This window comes from Actinokineospora baliensis (genome assembly GCF_016907695.1).
In the GTDB taxonomy this organism is placed as follows: Bacteria; Actinomycetota; Actinomycetes; order Mycobacteriales; family Pseudonocardiaceae; genus Actinokineospora; species Actinokineospora baliensis.
Genome location: NZ_JAFBCK010000001.1, coordinates 555,131 through 571,444 on the forward strand (window position 1 = coordinate 555,131; position 16,314 = coordinate 571,444).

The 16,314-nt window shown below is 71.4% G+C and carries 12 protein-coding genes; 4 read left to right on the forward strand and 8 right to left on the reverse strand.

What is annotated here, in order from left to right; translation table 11 throughout:
• Window positions 1-254 precede the first annotated feature (254 nt).
• Complete coding sequence (gene fxsT / locus JOD54_RS02190; protein WP_307860502.1) at window positions 255-2,456, forward strand: FxSxx-COOH system tetratricopeptide repeat protein; 2,202 nt, start codon at window positions 255-257, stop codon at window positions 2,454-2,456.
• Here the strand turns inward: fxsT and JOD54_RS02195 are convergent, their stop codons facing one another.
• The 6 genes from JOD54_RS02195 to JOD54_RS02220 all read right to left on the reverse strand — a co-directional run bounded on the left by JOD54_RS02195 (window position 2,457) and on the right by JOD54_RS02220 (window position 8,720).
• A complete protein-coding gene (locus JOD54_RS02195) occupies window positions 2,457-4,058 on the reverse strand; it encodes a serine/threonine-protein kinase (RefSeq protein ID WP_204448945.1) in 1,602 nt (533 codons plus the stop codon).
• A gap of 17 nt (window positions 4,059-4,075) precedes the next feature.
• Complete coding sequence (locus JOD54_RS02200) at window positions 4,076-5,398, reverse strand: serine/threonine-protein kinase (RefSeq protein WP_204448946.1); 1,323 nt, start codon at window positions 5,396-5,398, stop codon at window positions 4,076-4,078.
• Between the two features lie 243 nt (window positions 5,399-5,641).
• Window positions 5,642-6,547: a hypothetical protein gene (locus JOD54_RS02205; protein WP_204448947.1), complete on the reverse strand. Its 906-nt coding sequence runs from the start codon at window positions 6,545-6,547 to the stop codon at window positions 5,642-5,644.
• 277 nt (window positions 6,548-6,824) lie between these two features.
• Complete coding sequence (locus JOD54_RS02210; protein ID WP_204448948.1) at window positions 6,825-7,826, reverse strand: hypothetical protein; 1,002 nt, start codon at window positions 7,824-7,826, stop codon at window positions 6,825-6,827.
• A 204-nt stretch (window positions 7,827-8,030) separates the two neighbouring features.
• Complete coding sequence (locus JOD54_RS02215) at window positions 8,031-8,339, reverse strand: hypothetical protein (RefSeq protein WP_204448949.1); 309 nt, start codon at window positions 8,337-8,339, stop codon at window positions 8,031-8,033.
• Between the two features lie 72 nt (window positions 8,340-8,411).
• Window positions 8,412-8,720 carry a chorismate mutase gene (locus tag JOD54_RS02220; RefSeq protein WP_204456021.1) on the reverse strand — a complete coding sequence of 103 codons (309 nt, stop codon included), beginning with the start codon at window positions 8,718-8,720 and terminating at the stop codon, window positions 8,412-8,414.
• Window positions 8,721-8,997: 277 nt separating this feature from the next.
• Between JOD54_RS02220 and pcrA the strand changes: the two genes are divergently transcribed.
• Window positions 8,998-11,373: a DNA helicase PcrA gene (gene pcrA / locus JOD54_RS02225; protein ID WP_204456022.1), complete on the forward strand. Its 2,376-nt coding sequence runs from the start codon at window positions 8,998-9,000 to the stop codon at window positions 11,371-11,373.
• A gap of 87 nt (window positions 11,374-11,460) precedes the next feature.
• Here the strand turns inward: pcrA and JOD54_RS02230 are convergent, their stop codons facing one another.
• Both JOD54_RS02230 and JOD54_RS02235 read right to left on the reverse strand, forming a co-directional pair.
• On the reverse strand, window positions 11,461-12,615 hold the full coding sequence (locus JOD54_RS02230; RefSeq protein ID WP_204448950.1) for a serine hydrolase domain-containing protein: 1,155 nt from the start codon (window positions 12,613-12,615) through the stop codon (window positions 11,461-11,463).
• Window positions 12,616-12,784: 169 nt separating this feature from the next.
• Window positions 12,785-13,603 (reverse strand): M23 family metallopeptidase, encoded by an 819-nt coding sequence (locus JOD54_RS02235; RefSeq protein ID WP_204448951.1) that lies wholly within the window; start codon window positions 13,601-13,603, stop codon window positions 12,785-12,787.
• Window positions 13,604-14,377: 774 nt separating this feature from the next.
• Between JOD54_RS02235 and JOD54_RS02240 the strand changes: the two genes are divergently transcribed.
• Both JOD54_RS02240 and JOD54_RS02245 read left to right on the forward strand, forming a co-directional pair.
• Window positions 14,378-16,051 (forward strand): hypothetical protein, encoded by a 1,674-nt coding sequence (locus tag JOD54_RS02240; RefSeq protein ID WP_204448952.1) that lies wholly within the window; start codon window positions 14,378-14,380, stop codon window positions 16,049-16,051.
• Window positions 16,048-16,305, forward strand: a complete 258-nt coding sequence (locus JOD54_RS02245) for a hypothetical protein (protein WP_204448953.1) — start codon at window positions 16,048-16,050, stop codon at window positions 16,303-16,305. Before JOD54_RS02240 ends, JOD54_RS02245 begins: the two co-directional genes overlap by 4 nt.
• Window positions 16,306-16,314: the final 9 nt, after the last annotated feature.

A 16,314-nucleotide genomic window follows, 5' to 3' on the forward strand; every position in this document is an offset into this window, starting at 1 on the left:
CGCACCCTGCGCCCCAGCCCCGCCCCCGGCAACCCAGAACCCCGCCCCCAAGCCCAACCTGCACGATCGGGTGATTCTGCAACGCCATGGCCCCGGGATGAGATCTTGACGGTATGAGGCGGCACGTCCTGGTCCCCCTGCTGACCGCGGTCGCAGGGGTTGTACTCGCCCTAGCGGCTGTGGTGACCAACTACGCGACCGAGAATGTCCCGGAGTTCTTCAAGGATCCGTGGAAGGTCGGGCTGTCGTTGGCGGTGCTGGTGCTGCTGGCGGTGCTGATCGAGTTGATCATCCTCTGGCCCCGACAGGCCGACAGCGTTGAGCTGACACCAGGTCCCGCCGCACCCCGGTCGCTGCGGCCGCCGGCGGTGGGTGCGGTTGTGTTGCGGGGCCGGGAATCCGAATTGGCGCGGGCCGGGGTGAAGACCGGGCTGGTGGTGATCTGCGGGCCAGGTGGCATGGGGAAGACCACCCTCGCCGCCGCGGTGGCCAACGAGCGCGCTGGGCAGACGGTGTTCTGGATCCGCTGGCAGGACCCGGAGACGTTGACGGCGCTGATGATCGAAGTGGCGTGCACGTTGGGCCTGCCAACGGCCGCGGTGGACGCGGCCCAGAAGTCCGGCGCAAGCATCCCCGACCTGGTGTGGCGACACTTGTCCTCGGTGCGTCGGTGGACCCTGGTACTCGACAACATCGACGACCCCAGCGTGGTCAGCCCCGCCGAGCCGCTCTCCACCTACCGCGGCTGGATTCGCCCCTCTGACACTGGTCTCGTGCTGGTGACCAGCCGCGACCGCTCCCCAGACACCTGGGGCCGCGACGCCGACCTAGTAGACCTCTCGCCACTATCCCCACCCCAAGGCGGCCGAATCCTCCGCGACCTAGCCCCGCAGGCGGGCTCCGCCGAGGACGCCGAGGCCCTCTCCGCCCGCCTAGGCGGCCTGCCCTTGGCCCTACACGCGGCAGGAACAGCCCTAGCGTCGCCAACCGCCCGCTTACGCACCTTCACAGCCCTCACCGACAAGTCAGCCAGCGTGCTACCCCCACGCCCAGACGCCACCGACCGCGAAACCGCCCGCAAGCTAGTCGGCTACACCTGGGAACTCTCCCTGGACCACATCACCGACGACGGCCACCCACTGGCTCGCCCGCTGCTACGAGCCCTGTCCCTCCTGGCCGAGGCACCCATCCCCATCGCTCTCATCAGCCCGGCCCTCTCGTCGGAGGGCACCCAACCTGAGGTAGACGCGGCGCTAGCCCAACTACACCGCTACGGCCTGATCGACACCCGCGGCAAGCCGGTCCCGGTAGTCGTTCTGCACCCCTTGGTCCGCGAAACCAACCAACTGCTGGACAACAGCCTCCAGGCCACTGTCGATGCGGCCCTGATGGAGTTCACCACCACCACCGCAGCCGAGGGCCGCCCCGGCTGGCCCACCCTGCACCTCTTGGCGCCACACCTCGTCGCACTCACTGACCTGGATAACGCCGAGACGTTCCTCGACGCCCGCGACACCCTCGATACCGCCGCGGAAGAGCTTTCTGCTGGCGGCAATTCCGCTACAGAGACCATTCTCCGGCAGCGCGTCCTTCAGATCGAATCAGCCCACCTCGGCAACGATCACCCAGACACACTCAGTAGCCAAAACAACCTCGCCAACGCCCTCAATCAACTCGGCCGCTACAACGAAGCCACTGAACTGCACCTCGCCACACTGGAAGCATTCCGCCACTCACTCGGCAACAGCCACCCACGCACACTCAACAGCCAAAACAACCTCGCTGGCGCCCTCTCCAAACTTGGTCGCTACAACGAAGCCGCTGAACTACACCGCGCCACACTCGAAACACGCCGCCGCACACTCGGCGACAACCACCCACACACACTCAACAGCCAAAACAACCTCGCCAACGCCCTCCACCAACTCGGGCACCACCACGAAACAGCCGAACTACACCGCGCCACACTGGAGGCACGCCGCCGCATACTGGGCGATATTCACCCACACACCCTCGACAGCCAGAACAACGTTGCCAACGCCCTCAAAGAACTCGGACGTCACCACGAAGCAGCCGAACTACACCGCGCCACACTCGAAACACGCCGCCGCACACTCGGCGACAACCACCCACACACACTCAACAGCCAGTACAACCTCGCCAACGCCCTCCACCAACTCGGGCACCACCACGAAGCAGCCGAACTACACCGCGCCACACTCGAAACACGCCGCCGCACACTCGGCGACAACCACCCACACACACTCAACAGCCAGTACAACCTCGCCAACGCCCTCCACCAACTCGGGCACCACCACGAAGCAGCCGAACTACACCGCGCCACACTGGAGGCACGCCGCCGCATACTGGGCGATGATCACCCAGACACCCAGTCGAGCCGGAAGAATCTGGCCATCGCGGAGCGGAATGCGCGAAGGCGGTGGTGGCGCAGGTGATCAGCCGTTGCGGGCCTGGGCGAAGTTGTCGATCTTTAGTTTGCCGTTTTCCTCGGCGAAGGCGTAGACGTAGGGCTCTTGGCTTGTCTTGCCCTTTTTGGTGACGAACTTGACCTGGGCGGTCACCTTGTCGCCGTCGGCTTTGGGGTTGAGGAGTTCTACGGATTCCTGGTCGGCGTAGAAGCCGGAGAAGGCCTCGTAGCCCTTGGACTTGGCGCGGGCTTTGTCGGTCAGGAGTTCCCAGGCGGCTTGGGGGTTGGCGGGTAGGAGCGCGTAGTAGTCGCGCAGGGCGCCTTCCAACTGCTCCGCCGTCGGGCCGGGGGCGGCCGTGGTGGTGGGCGGCGGCGTTGTGGTGGTTGCGCGCGTTGTGGTCGGGCGTGCAGTGGTGGTGGGGCGGGCTGATGTGGTGGTTGTGGGCGCCGCGCTGGAGGTGCTGGCGGGGCCTGAGCCCTGGGGGGTGTTGTTCTTGGAGAACACGCTCGCCACGAGGATGCCGATCAGGGCGGCCGCGACGATCGCCAGGACCGTCAGCAGCACCGAGCGGACGTCGTGCTTCTTCTTGCGCTCCGGCGCGGGGGGCTGGCGGACAACGCCACCCGGAGGAGTTCGGGGCGGCGGGGGCGTGTAGTTGCGGGGCGGCAACTGCTGGCGCATCGGGCCCGACGGGGTGGGCTCAGCGAACGGGTTGACGTCCAGGCGGGTGCCGGTCACCGGCGGCAGGTTCGTCGGGCGGGGCGCGGGCACCGTGCGCTGGTTCAGCATGGCCACGGCGGGCAGGGGCTTGCCTGCGGCGACGGCCGCGAGGGCCTCCTTCGCCGCGGTCATGGTGGGTCTTTCGGTCGGGTCCGCGCGCAGCAGCTGCATCAGCAGAGCCGTAAGAGGCCCGGCCTGGCGCGGAGGCGTCACCTTGCCCGCGGCGACCGCGTACAGCAGCGCGAGCGTGTTCTCCGACAGCCCGAACGGCGAGTGCCCCTCGACGGCCGTGTACAGGGTCGACCCGAGCGAGAACACGTCCGCCGCGGGCGTGGGCGCCTCGCCCTTGGCGACCTCGGGCGCCAAGTACGCGGGGGTGCCCGCCAGCATCCCGGTGGCGGTCACGGTGATGTCGCCGGTCGCGCGGGAGATGCCGAAGTCGGTGATCTTGACGGTGCCGTCCTCGCCGAGCAGGACGTTGGCGGGCTTCACGTCGCGGTGCACGATCCCGGCCGCGTGCGCGGCGACGAGGGCCGCGGCGATCTGGGTGCCGATCCGCGCCGCCTCGACCGGGGCGAGGACCTCGCTCTCGGTCAGCGCCGTCGCCAGGCTCTTCGACGGCAGGTACTCCATGATCAGCCAGGGCTCGTTGTCGTGCTCGGCCACGTCGTAGACGGTGATCGCGTTGGGGTGCGCGAGCCTGGCCGCGATCCGGCCCTCGCGCATGGCGCGCTGGCGGGCCTCCTCGGCCTGGTCGGCGGAGAGCCCCGGCTGGGAGAGCAGTTGCTTGACCGCGACGGTGCGGTGCAGCCGCTCGTCGCGCGCCTGCCAGACCACACCCATGGCGCCGCTGCCGATGCGCGCGCCGAGCCGGTAGCGCCCCGCCACCAAGGTCTGCTCGCTGGTCATGTGCTGCCGCTCCTGGCTCACTGGGTGGTGGTCGGGGTCACGCTCGAGTTGTTGGCGTCGGTCGTGGTGGTGACCGCGGTCGTCGTGGTGGTGGTCGGCGCGGGCGGTGTGGTGGTGGTCGACGGCGCGGACGGGGTCGTCGTGCTGACCGCGGTGCTGGTCTGCTTCTGCGCGGTCGTGGTCGGGACGACGACCTTGGTGGGCCGCTCGGTCTCCGACGGCCGATCGCTGGTGGTGGGCACGACGACCACGCTGGGCGGGTTGTCGATCGGGCCGGGCTGGTGGCTCGGCTCGGCGCCGGTCTCGCGGTTGATGATGAAGAACGTTCCCACGGCCAGGATCGCGGCCAACCCCACCCCGGCGACCACCAGCGGCATCCGCGAGCGCGGCGGCAGCGGCGGGGGCGCGGCGACCGGTCGCGCCCGGCCGGTCCGCGGGTTGACCGCGGTCGGGTCGGCGGCGGCGACCAGGCGGGTGCGCGAGTCGGACGCGGTCGGCACCGGCGGCACGTCCGGGTCCTCGCCCCTGGCGACCGCGCCGAGCATGTCGCGGGCCTTGGCCGCGCTGGGCCGGTCGTCGACGTCGGAGGCGAGCAGGGCGACCAGCACGTCGGTCAGCGGGCCGGAGCCGGTTGGCGGGTTGATCTTGCCGGAGGCGACGGCGTGCAGCAGGCCGAGGGTGTTCTCCGAGAGCCCGAACGGCGGCTCGCCCTCGGTGGCCGCGTAGAGCGTGGAGCCGAGGGAGAACACGTCGGAGGCGGCCGACGGGTCGCGGCCGACGGCGACCTCGGGGGCCAGGTAGGCGGGGGTACCGGCGATCAGGCCGGTCTTGGTGACGGTGACGTCGTCGGAGGCGCGGGAGATGCCGAAGTCGGTGATCTTCACCGAGCCGTCGTCGCCGAGCAGGATGTTGCCAGGCTTGATGTCGCGGTGCACGATCCCGGCGGCGTGCGCGGCGGCCAGCGCGGCGGCGACCTGCACGCCGATCGCGGCGACCTCGATCGGGTCGAGCGGGCCGCGCTCGGTGAGCGCGATGGCCAGGCTCACCGACGGCAGGTACTCCATGATCAGGCAGGGGGCGCCGTCCTCGTCGACGACGTCGAAGACCGCGATGGCGTTCGGGTGGTGCAACCGGGCGGCGATGCGGCCCTCGCGCTTGCAGCGGGCCACCGCCTCCTCGGCCTCGTCCTCGGGCAACCCCGGTGGCAGCAACAGCTTCTTGATCGCGACCGTCCGGTTGAGCCGCTCGTCGACGCCCTGCCAGACCACGCCCATCGCGCCGCTGCCGATGCGTCGCTCCAGCCGGTAGCGCCCGGCGACCAGCCGGCCCTCGTCGCTCATCCCGACCGGAACCTCCCTTGCCCGCGAAGCGCCTCGCGGGCTGTTCGTCTACGGCGCGGGTGCGCGCCACCGGGCACACCCCCGGCACCGGCGTCGCCGGTTCGCCAACCGGGGGTGGCCGACCGTTCCAGGCTAGGCGTTCACGCAGCGCGCACGAACGCAGTCCCACCACCACGGGGGCGCCACCGGTGACCGCTACATATTGTCACAGGCCTGCCCCGAACGGGGGTAGAACAGCGGACCTCAGTCCAGCTGCGCGGACACCAACTCGGCGCCGACGATCCGCTGCGGCGCGGTCCTGGTGACCGTGAGTAGCTGCTGCACGCGCAGGTGAACACCGTCGCGCAGGTGCAGCCGCAGCACCGCGAGCACACCGTCACGCCGCTCGACCACGTCGAGCACCTCGATCCGGCTGACGTCGGTCCACGAGCCCAGGAACTCCCCGAGCGTGGTGCCCAGCACGTCGCCCGCGATGAGCTCGAACGCCGAGCGCGGGTTGATCTCGATCAGCCGGTAGTACTCCAGGACCAGCTCGCGGTTGGAGGTGACCGGGCGGGCGCCGCGCTCCCAGTGCGCCGGGCTGGTGTCGCCCCTGCGCTGGCCGCTGCTCGACGGGACCGGGCTGGTGGTGGTCGGCGGCGGGCTGATGCTGCCGGACGCGGCGCCGGTCGACTGCGGCTCGAACCGGGTGTCCGCGGCGTCGTCGGCGCCGGTGACGGCACGGCCGAGCTGGTGCGGCAGCAGGGCGCGCTCGCCGGTGATCTGACCGGCCGCGGCGACGGCACCCCTGGTGGCGTCCCGGTCGCGGGCGACGATGGTGGCAGCGGCGACCGCGCCGCAGAGGGTGACCACGGCGACGCCGAGGCCGGTGAGCTTGGCCAGGCGCGCGGCGCGCGAGTCGGGGTCCCGCTCGGCCGGGCCGCCCGCGGTCCTGGCATCAGCGGTCGGGCCGTCGGTGATCCGGTGGTCGACCGTCCGGTGCGCCGCGCGGTCCAGCACCACCCGCACCGGTTGGGGGTCCACCGTCGGGGTGAACACCGGCTCGGCGTCGACCGGTTCGCACTCGGCGTCCGGCCTGCGCTGGATCAGCTCGGCGACGCGAACCGACCCGGAACGCACCCGGCGCCTGCCGGTCGTCGGACGATCCACTGCCGCTTTCCTCCGCCTGACTCGCTCGTCGGGGCAACTCGTACCGTGCCGCCTTCTGCTCACACCAGTCTTTCTCGGCGCATCACCCGATCGAGGCGATACCTGGCCGTCAGATTCACTCGAAAGGAGCAGTGGTGACTCACTGCTCCGGCCGGATCCCGCCGGGTCGGGTGCGATCGGACCAACACCGGGGGCCGCGCGGTCCATCACCGCGACCCCACCCCGCCCATCATGCCCCACCAGGGCGAAGAGGTGAACCGAGCACGGGTTCCGGCGCTCACGGGGTCGTCTTGTCCGCGGTGATGAGCGGGTCCTCGCCGTAGGAGAAGGTCAGCTCGCGCTGCTCGGTGCTGACCGACCCGTCCTTGCGGAACACCCGCAGCACCGACCTGGTCCGCGCCCGGGTGGGGTCGATGACGATCCGCTCCACCTCGACCTTGGTCACGTCCGCGTAGCGGCGCTGGATCTGCTCCTGGCCCTGGCGGCGCAGGTGCCCGCTGGTCATCGCGAACGCGGCTCCCGGGTCGGCGACCACGTCCCGGTAGTAGGCCTCGGTGCGGTCGCCCATGGTGTCCGGGTCGTTCGACGGGACCACCAGCATCGGGGTGACCACGGTGCTGCGCGGCGCTGCGCCGGTCTGCGGCTCCGCTTCGAAGAACGTGCCCGGCCTGCTGTCGGTGGTGGACGGCCCGATCGCGGCCGAACCGGGTCCGGACGGGGCGGGGGGCGGCGGCTCGGCGGGCGCGGCGGCCGATTCCGGCGTGGGCGCGGTGCCCGCGGTCGTGGTCGACGGCGTGGCGGACTGGCTGCGGTCCGGGGTCGAGGTGAGCCCGGACGGGGCGTCGGTCAACGGGCGGGGGAACTGGCTGGGCAGGCCCGGCAGCGCCTCGATCACGTCGGGGCGGCGCGGGCCGGTCATCAGCGTCACCGCGGCGTAGGTGATGCCGAGGACGACCAGCATCGCCGAGGTGACCGCGAACCAGGCGGCGTGCCGCCACGAGCGTGGCGGGGTCACCGACGCGGGGATGCTGCCCAGGTCGAACTTGGCCAACCCGGTCGCGGGCCGGTCGACGCGCACGGTGGCGCCGACGACGGGCAGTACGTCGGTGTCGTCTGCGGCGCGCGCCGCGCTGTTGCGCGAGTGCGCTCCCGCACTGCGCACACGCCGAGCTCGCGAGCCGCAAGCCCGGTGCTTGCCGGGCTCGGCTTCGAAGCCGTCCAGCTCGTCCGGGCAGTCGCTCGACTCGTCGAGGTGGTCGTCTTCGGGGTCGGGAGCCATCGTGCTGGGACCCCGCTTCAGCGTTCGGCCGGTGTTGACGACCGGGAACGCTCCGGCCCGCGGGAGGACCTGGGGGTGCGCGCGGCAGCTCTGATCACGCGGAGAAGACTAAGCGGTCACGCTCCGTTGTTTCGCCTGCGCCGCTGTCGCCCGGGTCGCGCTACACGTTCGCGTGAAACGCGGCCGCGGTGTCCCCCGCTGGGTTCACTTGTCGGTGCGGTAGCGGTCCATGGTGGCGGTCAGCGCCTTGCCCGCGGTCGCGCCGGAGCCCGCCGCGATGAGGATCGCCACCACGTCGAGGAAGCCGCCCCCGCTGGTCAGCAACCAGGCGAGCAGCGCCCCGGCGGTGGTGATCCCGGCGACGGGCCACCGGCTGCGGACGTAGGTGGCGACCGAGTTGCCGCTCACCCCGCGTTTGCGCGCCGCCGAGTTCAGCAGCGCGAGGTATCCGGTGAGACCGAGGGCGGCCACCAGGGCGACGATGGCGACGAGGACCGCGATGAGATCCAACATGGTCCCAGTCTGCCCCACCTGGGCCACCGCCCAGATGGGGGAAGCCCCCTAGTCGACCCTGGTTGTCCCGGGTCAGCGGCCGAGCTTGCCCCGGCTCAGGTCCAGCAGCGCCAGCGCGAGGGTGCGCCCGGCCGGGCCCAGCTCGCGGTAGCGGGCGAGCACGTCCATCTCGCGGTTGACCACGATCCGCGGCCCACCGGCGGCCATCCGCGACGCGCCGATCGCCTTGGACACCTCCGCGCGCCGCTTGACCAGGCGCAGGATCTCCTGGTCGAGCACGTCGATCTCCTTGCGGAGCTCGGCCACTTCCTCGGGGGCGGGCAGCTCGACGCCCGGCTTGTCGGTCTCGGGCTCGGTCTTGTTCTCGGTGATCGGGCTCATCATCTTCCCTCGGTGTTGGATCGCACCAGGTCACGTTCCCGAAGCAACGGAAGCCCCGGGTCCGTGGACTCGGGGCTTCGCGGTGGGTTTGTGGTGCCTACGCCACTACGGGAGCCGGAGTCCGGGTCCCGTAGAAAAACTCGTAGCAGGTCAGCACCAGACGAGTTTGGCACACCTCGACGGCGCTGGGCGAGCAGTTGGGTGAATTACTGGGGTCGGTCGGGGGCCCGGTGGCGGCACAGGACTGTCGGGGGTGACCGGTACGGTGGTCGCCACGATGGAAGCTCTCTTCGACCTCCCCGCACCCGATCCCGGCCCGGCCCCCGAGCAGCGGCTCCCGGCGCGGGTGGCGGCACTGCTCGACGACCTCAACGACCACCAGCGCCGTGCCGTCGAGCACGCCGGTACCCCCCTGCTGGTGGTGGCGGGCGCCGGTTCCGGCAAGACCAGGGTGCTGACCAGGCGCATCGCCTACCTGCTCGCCGAGCGGCACGTGCACCCCGGCCAGGTGATGGCGATCACCTTCACCAACAAGGCCGCCGCGGAGATGAAGGAGCGGGTGGCCGACCTGGTCGGCCGCCGGGCGAACGCGATGTGGGTGTCGACGTTCCACTCCATGTGCGTGCGGGTGCTGCGCCGCGAGGGCAAGGCGCTGGGGATGGGGTCGAGCTTCTCCATCTACGACGCCGACGACTCGCGGCGGCTGCTCACCCTGGTGGCCCGCGACCTGGACCTCGACCCCAAGCGGTACCCGGCGCGGACGCTGTCGGTGCACATCTCGAACCTGAAGAACGAGCTCGTCGACGCCGAGACCGCGGCGCAGAACGCGGGCAACGACCTCGAGCGCCGGGTCGCCGAGGTGTACGCGGAGTACCAGCGCAGGCTCGGCCAGGCCAACGCGGTGGACTTCGACGACCTGATCATGCGCACGGTCGAGGTGCTGCAGGCGTTCCCCGACGTGGCCGAGTACTACCACCGGCGGTTCCGGCACGTGCTGGTCGACGAGTACCAGGACACCAACCACGCCCAGTACACCCTGGTGCGGGAGCTGGTCGGCAAGGGCGAGGACGGCCTGCCGCCAGCGGAGCTGTGCGTGGTCGGCGACGCGGACCAGTCCATCTACGCCTTCCGCGGCGCGACCATCCGCAACATCGTCGAGTTCGAACGGGACTACCCGGACGCGACGACCGTCCTGCTGGAACAGAACTACCGGTCCACGCAGAACATCCTCACCGCGGCCAACGCGGTCATCTCGCGCAACCCGAACCGGCGCGACAAGCGGCTGTGGACCGCGTCCGGCGACGGCGAGAAGATCGTCGGCTACGTCGGCGACAACGAGCACGACGAGGCCAGCTTCGTGGCCAACGAGATCGACCGGCTGGTCGACTCCGGGGTGGCCAACAACAGCGACGTCGCGGTGTTCTACCGGACCAACAACCAGTCCCGGGTGTTCGAGGAGATCTTCATCCGGCTGGGGCTGCCCTACCGGGTGGTCGGCGGGGTCCGGTTCTACGAGCGCCGGGAGATCCGCGACGCCCTGGCGTACCTGCGGGTGCTGGCCAACCCGGACGACACGGTCAGCCTGCGGCGGGTGCTCAACGTGCCCAAGCGCGGCATCGGCGACCGCGCCGAGGCGTGCGTGTCCGCCTACGCCGACCGGGAGCGGATCAGCTTCGCCGCGGCGCTGCGCGCGGCGACCGAGGGCAAGGTCCCGCTGCTCAACCCGCGCTCGCAGCGGGCGGTGTCCGGGTTCGTGGAGCTGGTGGACGGTCTGCGCCGGTTCGTCGACGACGGGCAGGACGTGGCCGAGGTGCTCGACGCGGTGCTCGACCAGACCGGCTACCGCGCCGAACTGGAGGCCAGCGACGACCCGCAGGACGCCTCGCGGCTGGAGAACCTGAACGAGCTGCTGACCGTCGCCAGGGAGTTCACCGAGGCGCCGGAGGTCATGGCGCCCGACAACGCCCCCGAGGGGATCGCCCCGGTCGAGCAGACCGGGCCCGCCGCCGGGTCGCTCGCGGCGTTCCTGGAGCGGGTGTCGCTGGTGGCCGACGCGGACTCCATCCCCGACGCCGAGGACTCCGGTGGCGTGGTCACGCTGATGACCCTGCACACCGCGAAGGGCCTGGAGTACCCGGTCGTGTTCAGCACCGGCTGGGAGGACGGGATCTTCCCGCACATGCGCGCGCTCAGCGACCCGGTGGAGCTGGCCGAGGAGCGCAGGCTGGCGTACGTCGGCATCACCAGGGCCCGGGAGCGGCTGTACCTGTCGCGGGCGATCGTGCGCTCGGCGTGGGGCCAGCCGATGACCAACCCGGCGTCGCGGTTCTTCGACGAGATCCCGCCGGACCTGCTGGAGTGGCGCCGGATCGGGCCGGAGCGCTCGGCGCCGACCAGGGCGACCACCTGGGGCGGCCGCTCGAGCCAGTCGGTGCAGGCCAGCAGGCAGCGGGCGTCGCCGACCAGCGGCTGGAAGGACGGCCCGTCGCTGTCGCTGGCGGTCGGCGACCGGGTCAACCACGACAAGTACGGCCTGGGCACCGTGGTCGCCGCCGACGGCCAGGGGCCGAGGGCCACGGCGACGATCGACTTCGGCACCTCGGGCACCATCCGGCTGATGCTGATCGGCAGCGTGCCGATGGTGAAGCTCTAGTTTCACTCTCCCCCGCCACCCGCCCCCACGTCCCCGCCCGGCATCGTTCCCGGCTTGGCGGGGCAGCGTTGCCGTGGGTCGCGGGGATTAGAGGGCCTGGTAGGCGGAGGTCAGGAAGTCGGAGTAGACCTTCGGGCCAGCCGGGGAGGTCCACGCCTGCTGGGTGAGCAGGATGGTGACCAGGTCCTCGGCGGGGTCGACCTGCCCGGACGTGCCGAGGCCGCCCTCCCAGCCGAAGCGGCCGGGCGTCTTGTGGATGTCGTCGCGGGCGGTGACGACGCTGAGGCCGAAGCCCCAAGTCGTGGTGTCGAAGAAGCCGTCGACCAGGCCGCCGCCCGCTTTCTGGGCCGCGGTGAGCTGGTCGGAGGTCATGGTCAGCACCGACGGGCGGGACAGGACCGGGCCGCCGCCCGCGCGCAGGGCGGACAGGAACGCGAGGTAGTCGGCGGCGGTCGAGACGAGGCCGCCCGCGCCGGAGCGGAAGGCGGGCGGGGTGCTCCACTGACCCTCTGGCGGGTCGTAGACGACGCGTTCGCCACTGTCGGTGTTCGAGTAGGCAGTGGCGAGCCGGGCGATCTTGTCGGCGGGGACGTGGAACCCGGTGTCGCGCATGCCGAGCGGGGCGAAGATCCGTTCGTCGAGGACGACGTCCAGCGGCTGGCCGGTCGCCCGTTCGATGAGGACACCGAGGACGTCGTAAGCGGTGTTGTACCACCACTTCTCGCCGGGGTGGCTCAGGAGCGGGATCGTCCCCAGTAGACGCATCGCCTCGTCGGCGTCCGGTGTGGACTGCGGTTGGGGCGGTCCCGGTTCGAACCCGGCCTCGGCGATGGCGGTCTGGACGGGGTACGTGCCGGGCATCGCCATGATCACGCCTTGCCCGAAGGTGGAGTTCATCAGGTGACGCACGGTGATGGGGCGCCGGGCCGGGACGGTGTCGTCCAGCGGGCTGTCGATGGCCTTGAGGACCCGCGGGGTGGCCAGTTCCGGGAGGAGGTCGCCGATGGGGTCGTCGAGGCGCAGGACGCACTCCTCGACCAGGGTCATGGCGGCGGCGGTCACCACGGGCTTGGTCATCGACGAGATGCGGAAGATCGTGTCGGCGCCCGCGGGGAGGTCGCCCAGGACGGTCTGGTGCGCCTGGCCGCCGTGGTCGAGCAGCGCCACGACGCCGGGGATGTCGCCGCTGTCGACGTGCCGTGCCAGGACGTCCCGGTGCCGAGCCAGCCTCACCTGATCCATGGCGGCCAACCTAGCCCACGTCGCACACGGGTTCGAGAAATTGTCGTACCCGTGCGGTTCACTGCTCACATGGCAGCGGGGGTTTCAAGCAATGGGGGTTTCAGGCAGCGTGATCGGGGGCACTCTGGGGGTGGGTCGGACTAACCGCGTGACAACTCAACAGCGGCGGTCAGAGCGCGATGCCCCGAGAAGCCAGCCACGGGGTGGGGTTCATCTTGCGCCCGTCCGCGTCCCAGATCTCGAAGTGCAGGTGCGGACCGGTGGACTGGCCCCGGTTGCCCATGTGCGCGATCATCTGGCCCGCCTTGACCTTCTGGCCCTCGCGGACGACGTAGTCGTTGACGTGGCCGTAGACCGAGACGGTGCCGTCGGCGTGCTGGACGCGGACCCAGAGGCCGAAGCCGCTGGCCGTGCCCGCCTCGATCACGACGCCGTCGGCGACCGACAGGATCGGGGTGCCGATGCGGTTGGCGATGTCCACGCCGTAGTGGGTGACGCCCCAGCGGGCGCCGAAGCCGGAGGTGAAGGTGCCGACGGCCGGGCGGACGAACTTGGGCCTGGCCGCTTCCTCCTGCTGGGCCTTGAGCACCGCGGCGCGCTCGGCCTTGGCCTGGGTGAGCCGCTCGGTGGTGGCCATCTTCTGGGCCTCGACCGTGCCGTCGGCCTGGTTGGCCAGGGCGAGCAGCTCGGGGGTGGCGGGTGCGTCACCGCCCATGCCCATCGCCGCCGACGCCTGGCGGGTCCCCGCCAGCGGGACGACCTCGTCCGCCGGGGAACCACCGCCCGCCGCGGCCGACTGCAGGGTCTGCCCAGCGGCCGCCGCCGCGAACGCGCCGACCGCCACAGCGGCGACGACGACGCGACCGCGCAACGCCGATGACGGCGGAGCGATCCGGTGGGCACCCTTGGCGCGGCGTGCACCGCGTTCGAGCGCTTCGTCGAGCGCGGCGAACTCGTGTTCGCCGCCGGTGGAGCGATGTCGAGACAAGACCTAGCCTTCCGCCTTCGGGGAGTCGGGCCACACCACCAGCTCGCGGGGGACGAGCTCGTTCGGTGTCGGACACCGGGCGGGGGACCCGGTTGAGCAGGCATCCGAGCCGGATTCCTACCCCGTCCTGTTCGTGACCAGACCGTGACAACGGACCCGGGGACAGTAACGGGGAGGCAGCGCCGCAGGCAACAGTGCTCACCCAGATCTCACCGGACACCATACGACCAGAACGCGGCACCCAGCGGCTACTACGCAAAGTTAACCCGAAGTCACACCTATAGTGTGAGCTGGGTCTCCCATCAATCGTCCATCCGGGTGGCAACCGAATTACCCCCGAGTTCGTCCCGGGCGGGCGCGAAGGTCACGACCCGGACACTGGACCCCTCGGAGCCCTCTGCTCGATGGGGCCGACTTGGCTTGCGTGGGGGCTCCGAGTCGCGAGCCGTCCCGCCCAACCCGACGACCGCCCCCAGGAAGCCGCCCGCCCAATGCTCGATGGGGCGGACTTGGTTTGTGTGGGGTGGCGGTGCCCGTAGCGTTGTGCGCGGACAGGGCCATGCTTTTCGGCCCCAGCTTTGCGGTCCTGCCACGGGTGGCGCAGGGGCCCCGCGCAAACCAAGTTCGCCCCATCGAGCACACCCGACCACGACGGGTCCGGGTCGCGAGCCCGCCCCATCGAGCCTGCCCACGCCACCACGATCCAGCGCAATGCCGAAGGCGAGCCGACGACCCGACGGCGCCCCCAGCACCCGCTTGCTAGCGTTGCCTGCGATGACTTCGCGGATCACCACCCCGTCCCCCGCTGACTCGCCCGCCGACGACAGAGCCGGGGCTCGGGTTGGGTGGGCCCAGAGTCCGGTCCAACTGCGGCTCGCCCTCGGCCTCGCAGCTCTCGGCGCTTTCGCCCAGATCGCGGGCATCGCCATCGGGCTTGTCGACCACGGGCCGCCGCCCGGTTTCTCCTCTTTTCCCCTGCTGCTCCTGCTCGCCGCGCTCCCCCCTGCCGTGGCGATGGGGCTCGTGGCGGGCAAGCGGCCCGTCGTGGGCGCGGGTGTCCTGGTCGGGGCCGCCCTCCTCGGGCCTGGGCGGCTGCTGGGCGATCTCCAGTTCCTGGTCGACCCCCTGGTGGTGTCCCGGCCGGAGATTATGGTTCCGACCAGCCTGGCTCCGCTGCACGCCGGTGCGGGCCTGTGGCTGCTGCTCGCCGGCCACCTCCTCGCGATCACCGCGGGTGTCTTGGCCGCCAACCGGGCTGGAGCGCCCTACGGGACTCCTTATGCCGCTGAGGTGCACGACGAGGTCAAGCAGCGGTCGCCGGTGGGGTTGGTGGCGGCGGTCGTGGCCGCGTTCGGGTTGCAGTTGGCACCGTTCTATTCGGGGAATGCGTTCCTGCTCGCCGAGGGGCTGATCGACAGCCCGTGGCTGGGGCGGTTCGCGCTGCTGGTCGCCGGGATCGGGGTCGTCGGCGCGGCGTTGGTGGGGACGCGCGGCGCTGCGGTCGGGGTGGTTCTCGGCGTGGCGGCGATCGCGGTTCCGCAGGTCGCGGCCGGGTTGTGGGTGGGGCTGCTCGAAGCGGCCCCCGGGCCTTGCGTGGCTCTGCTCGGGGTCGCGGGGCTGGCGGTGTCCGTGTGGGTGACGACCCGGGACGAGCAGGGGACCGATCCGGTGGCTGCGGTGCACCGGATCGCGGGCGTGCTCGGGGTCCTGTCCGGACTGTCGGGTATCGCCGCCGCGACCACCACCGTTCTGGCTGTCGACGGCGTCGAGCAGGAGACCTTCTCCAACCGGCTGTTCCTCCCGGCCGGGATCCTGGTGGCCGCGCTCGCCATACCCCTTCTGATCCCCAGGGTCGCGGCACCGGTGCGGCCCGCCTTCGCCGCCGCCCTCGCCTCGATCGCACTGGCCGGTACGTCCACTTTGGACGCGGTGGTGACCGCGACCGGCGTCGGCGCCCCCATCAGCACCGGCGCGGCCGTCTGGTTCACCGCGGCAGCCGTGGTGTTCGCGGGCGCGGCGACGATCACCGTGCTGTTCGCGGGCAACGCCGAGCGCGGCGAACCGCAGGACCGGCCGCTCGACCTCGCGCTGGTCGCCCCGCTGGCCGTGGCCGGGCTGCTGGCGGTCGGCGCTTTCGGCCTGCCCGTCGGCAAGGCCCGCGGGCTGGTGCCCCCGGGGATCTGGACCGAGTTCCGGCTCGCCTCCCTCGGCCTGTTGCTCGCCGTGATCACCGTCGTCGTGGCGGTGGCTCTGACGCCCGCGTCACGGCCGCACCGGGCGGGCGCGCTGCTGCTCGGCTGCGCGGGCCTGGTCGGGGTCCGCGCCATGGAGTACCCGCTGACCTCGGCCCGCGCGATCGGCTCGGTGCCCGGCCCCGGCCTGTGGCTGTCGTTGGCCTGCGCGGCCGCCCTGGTGGTGGCAGCGCTGATGGTGCTGAGCCGCCGGTGAGGGTGGTGCTGGTCAGCCAGGACACCGCGGTGGCCGCGGCGCTGCGCGACCTGGGGGTCGAGGTCGTCTACCTGGCGGCGGCGACCCCTGAGGCGCTGGTCAGCACGGCCATGCAGGAGGACGCCGATGCCGTGGCCGCGCCGGGCGCTCTAGGGGCGATCACCGCGCTGTTGGCCGACAATGGCGCCACCGACATAGCCGTGGTCGGCGTGGACTCGATCGCCGCCTGGGTCGTCGCCACGGCCGGTGAGTGAGCTCACCAC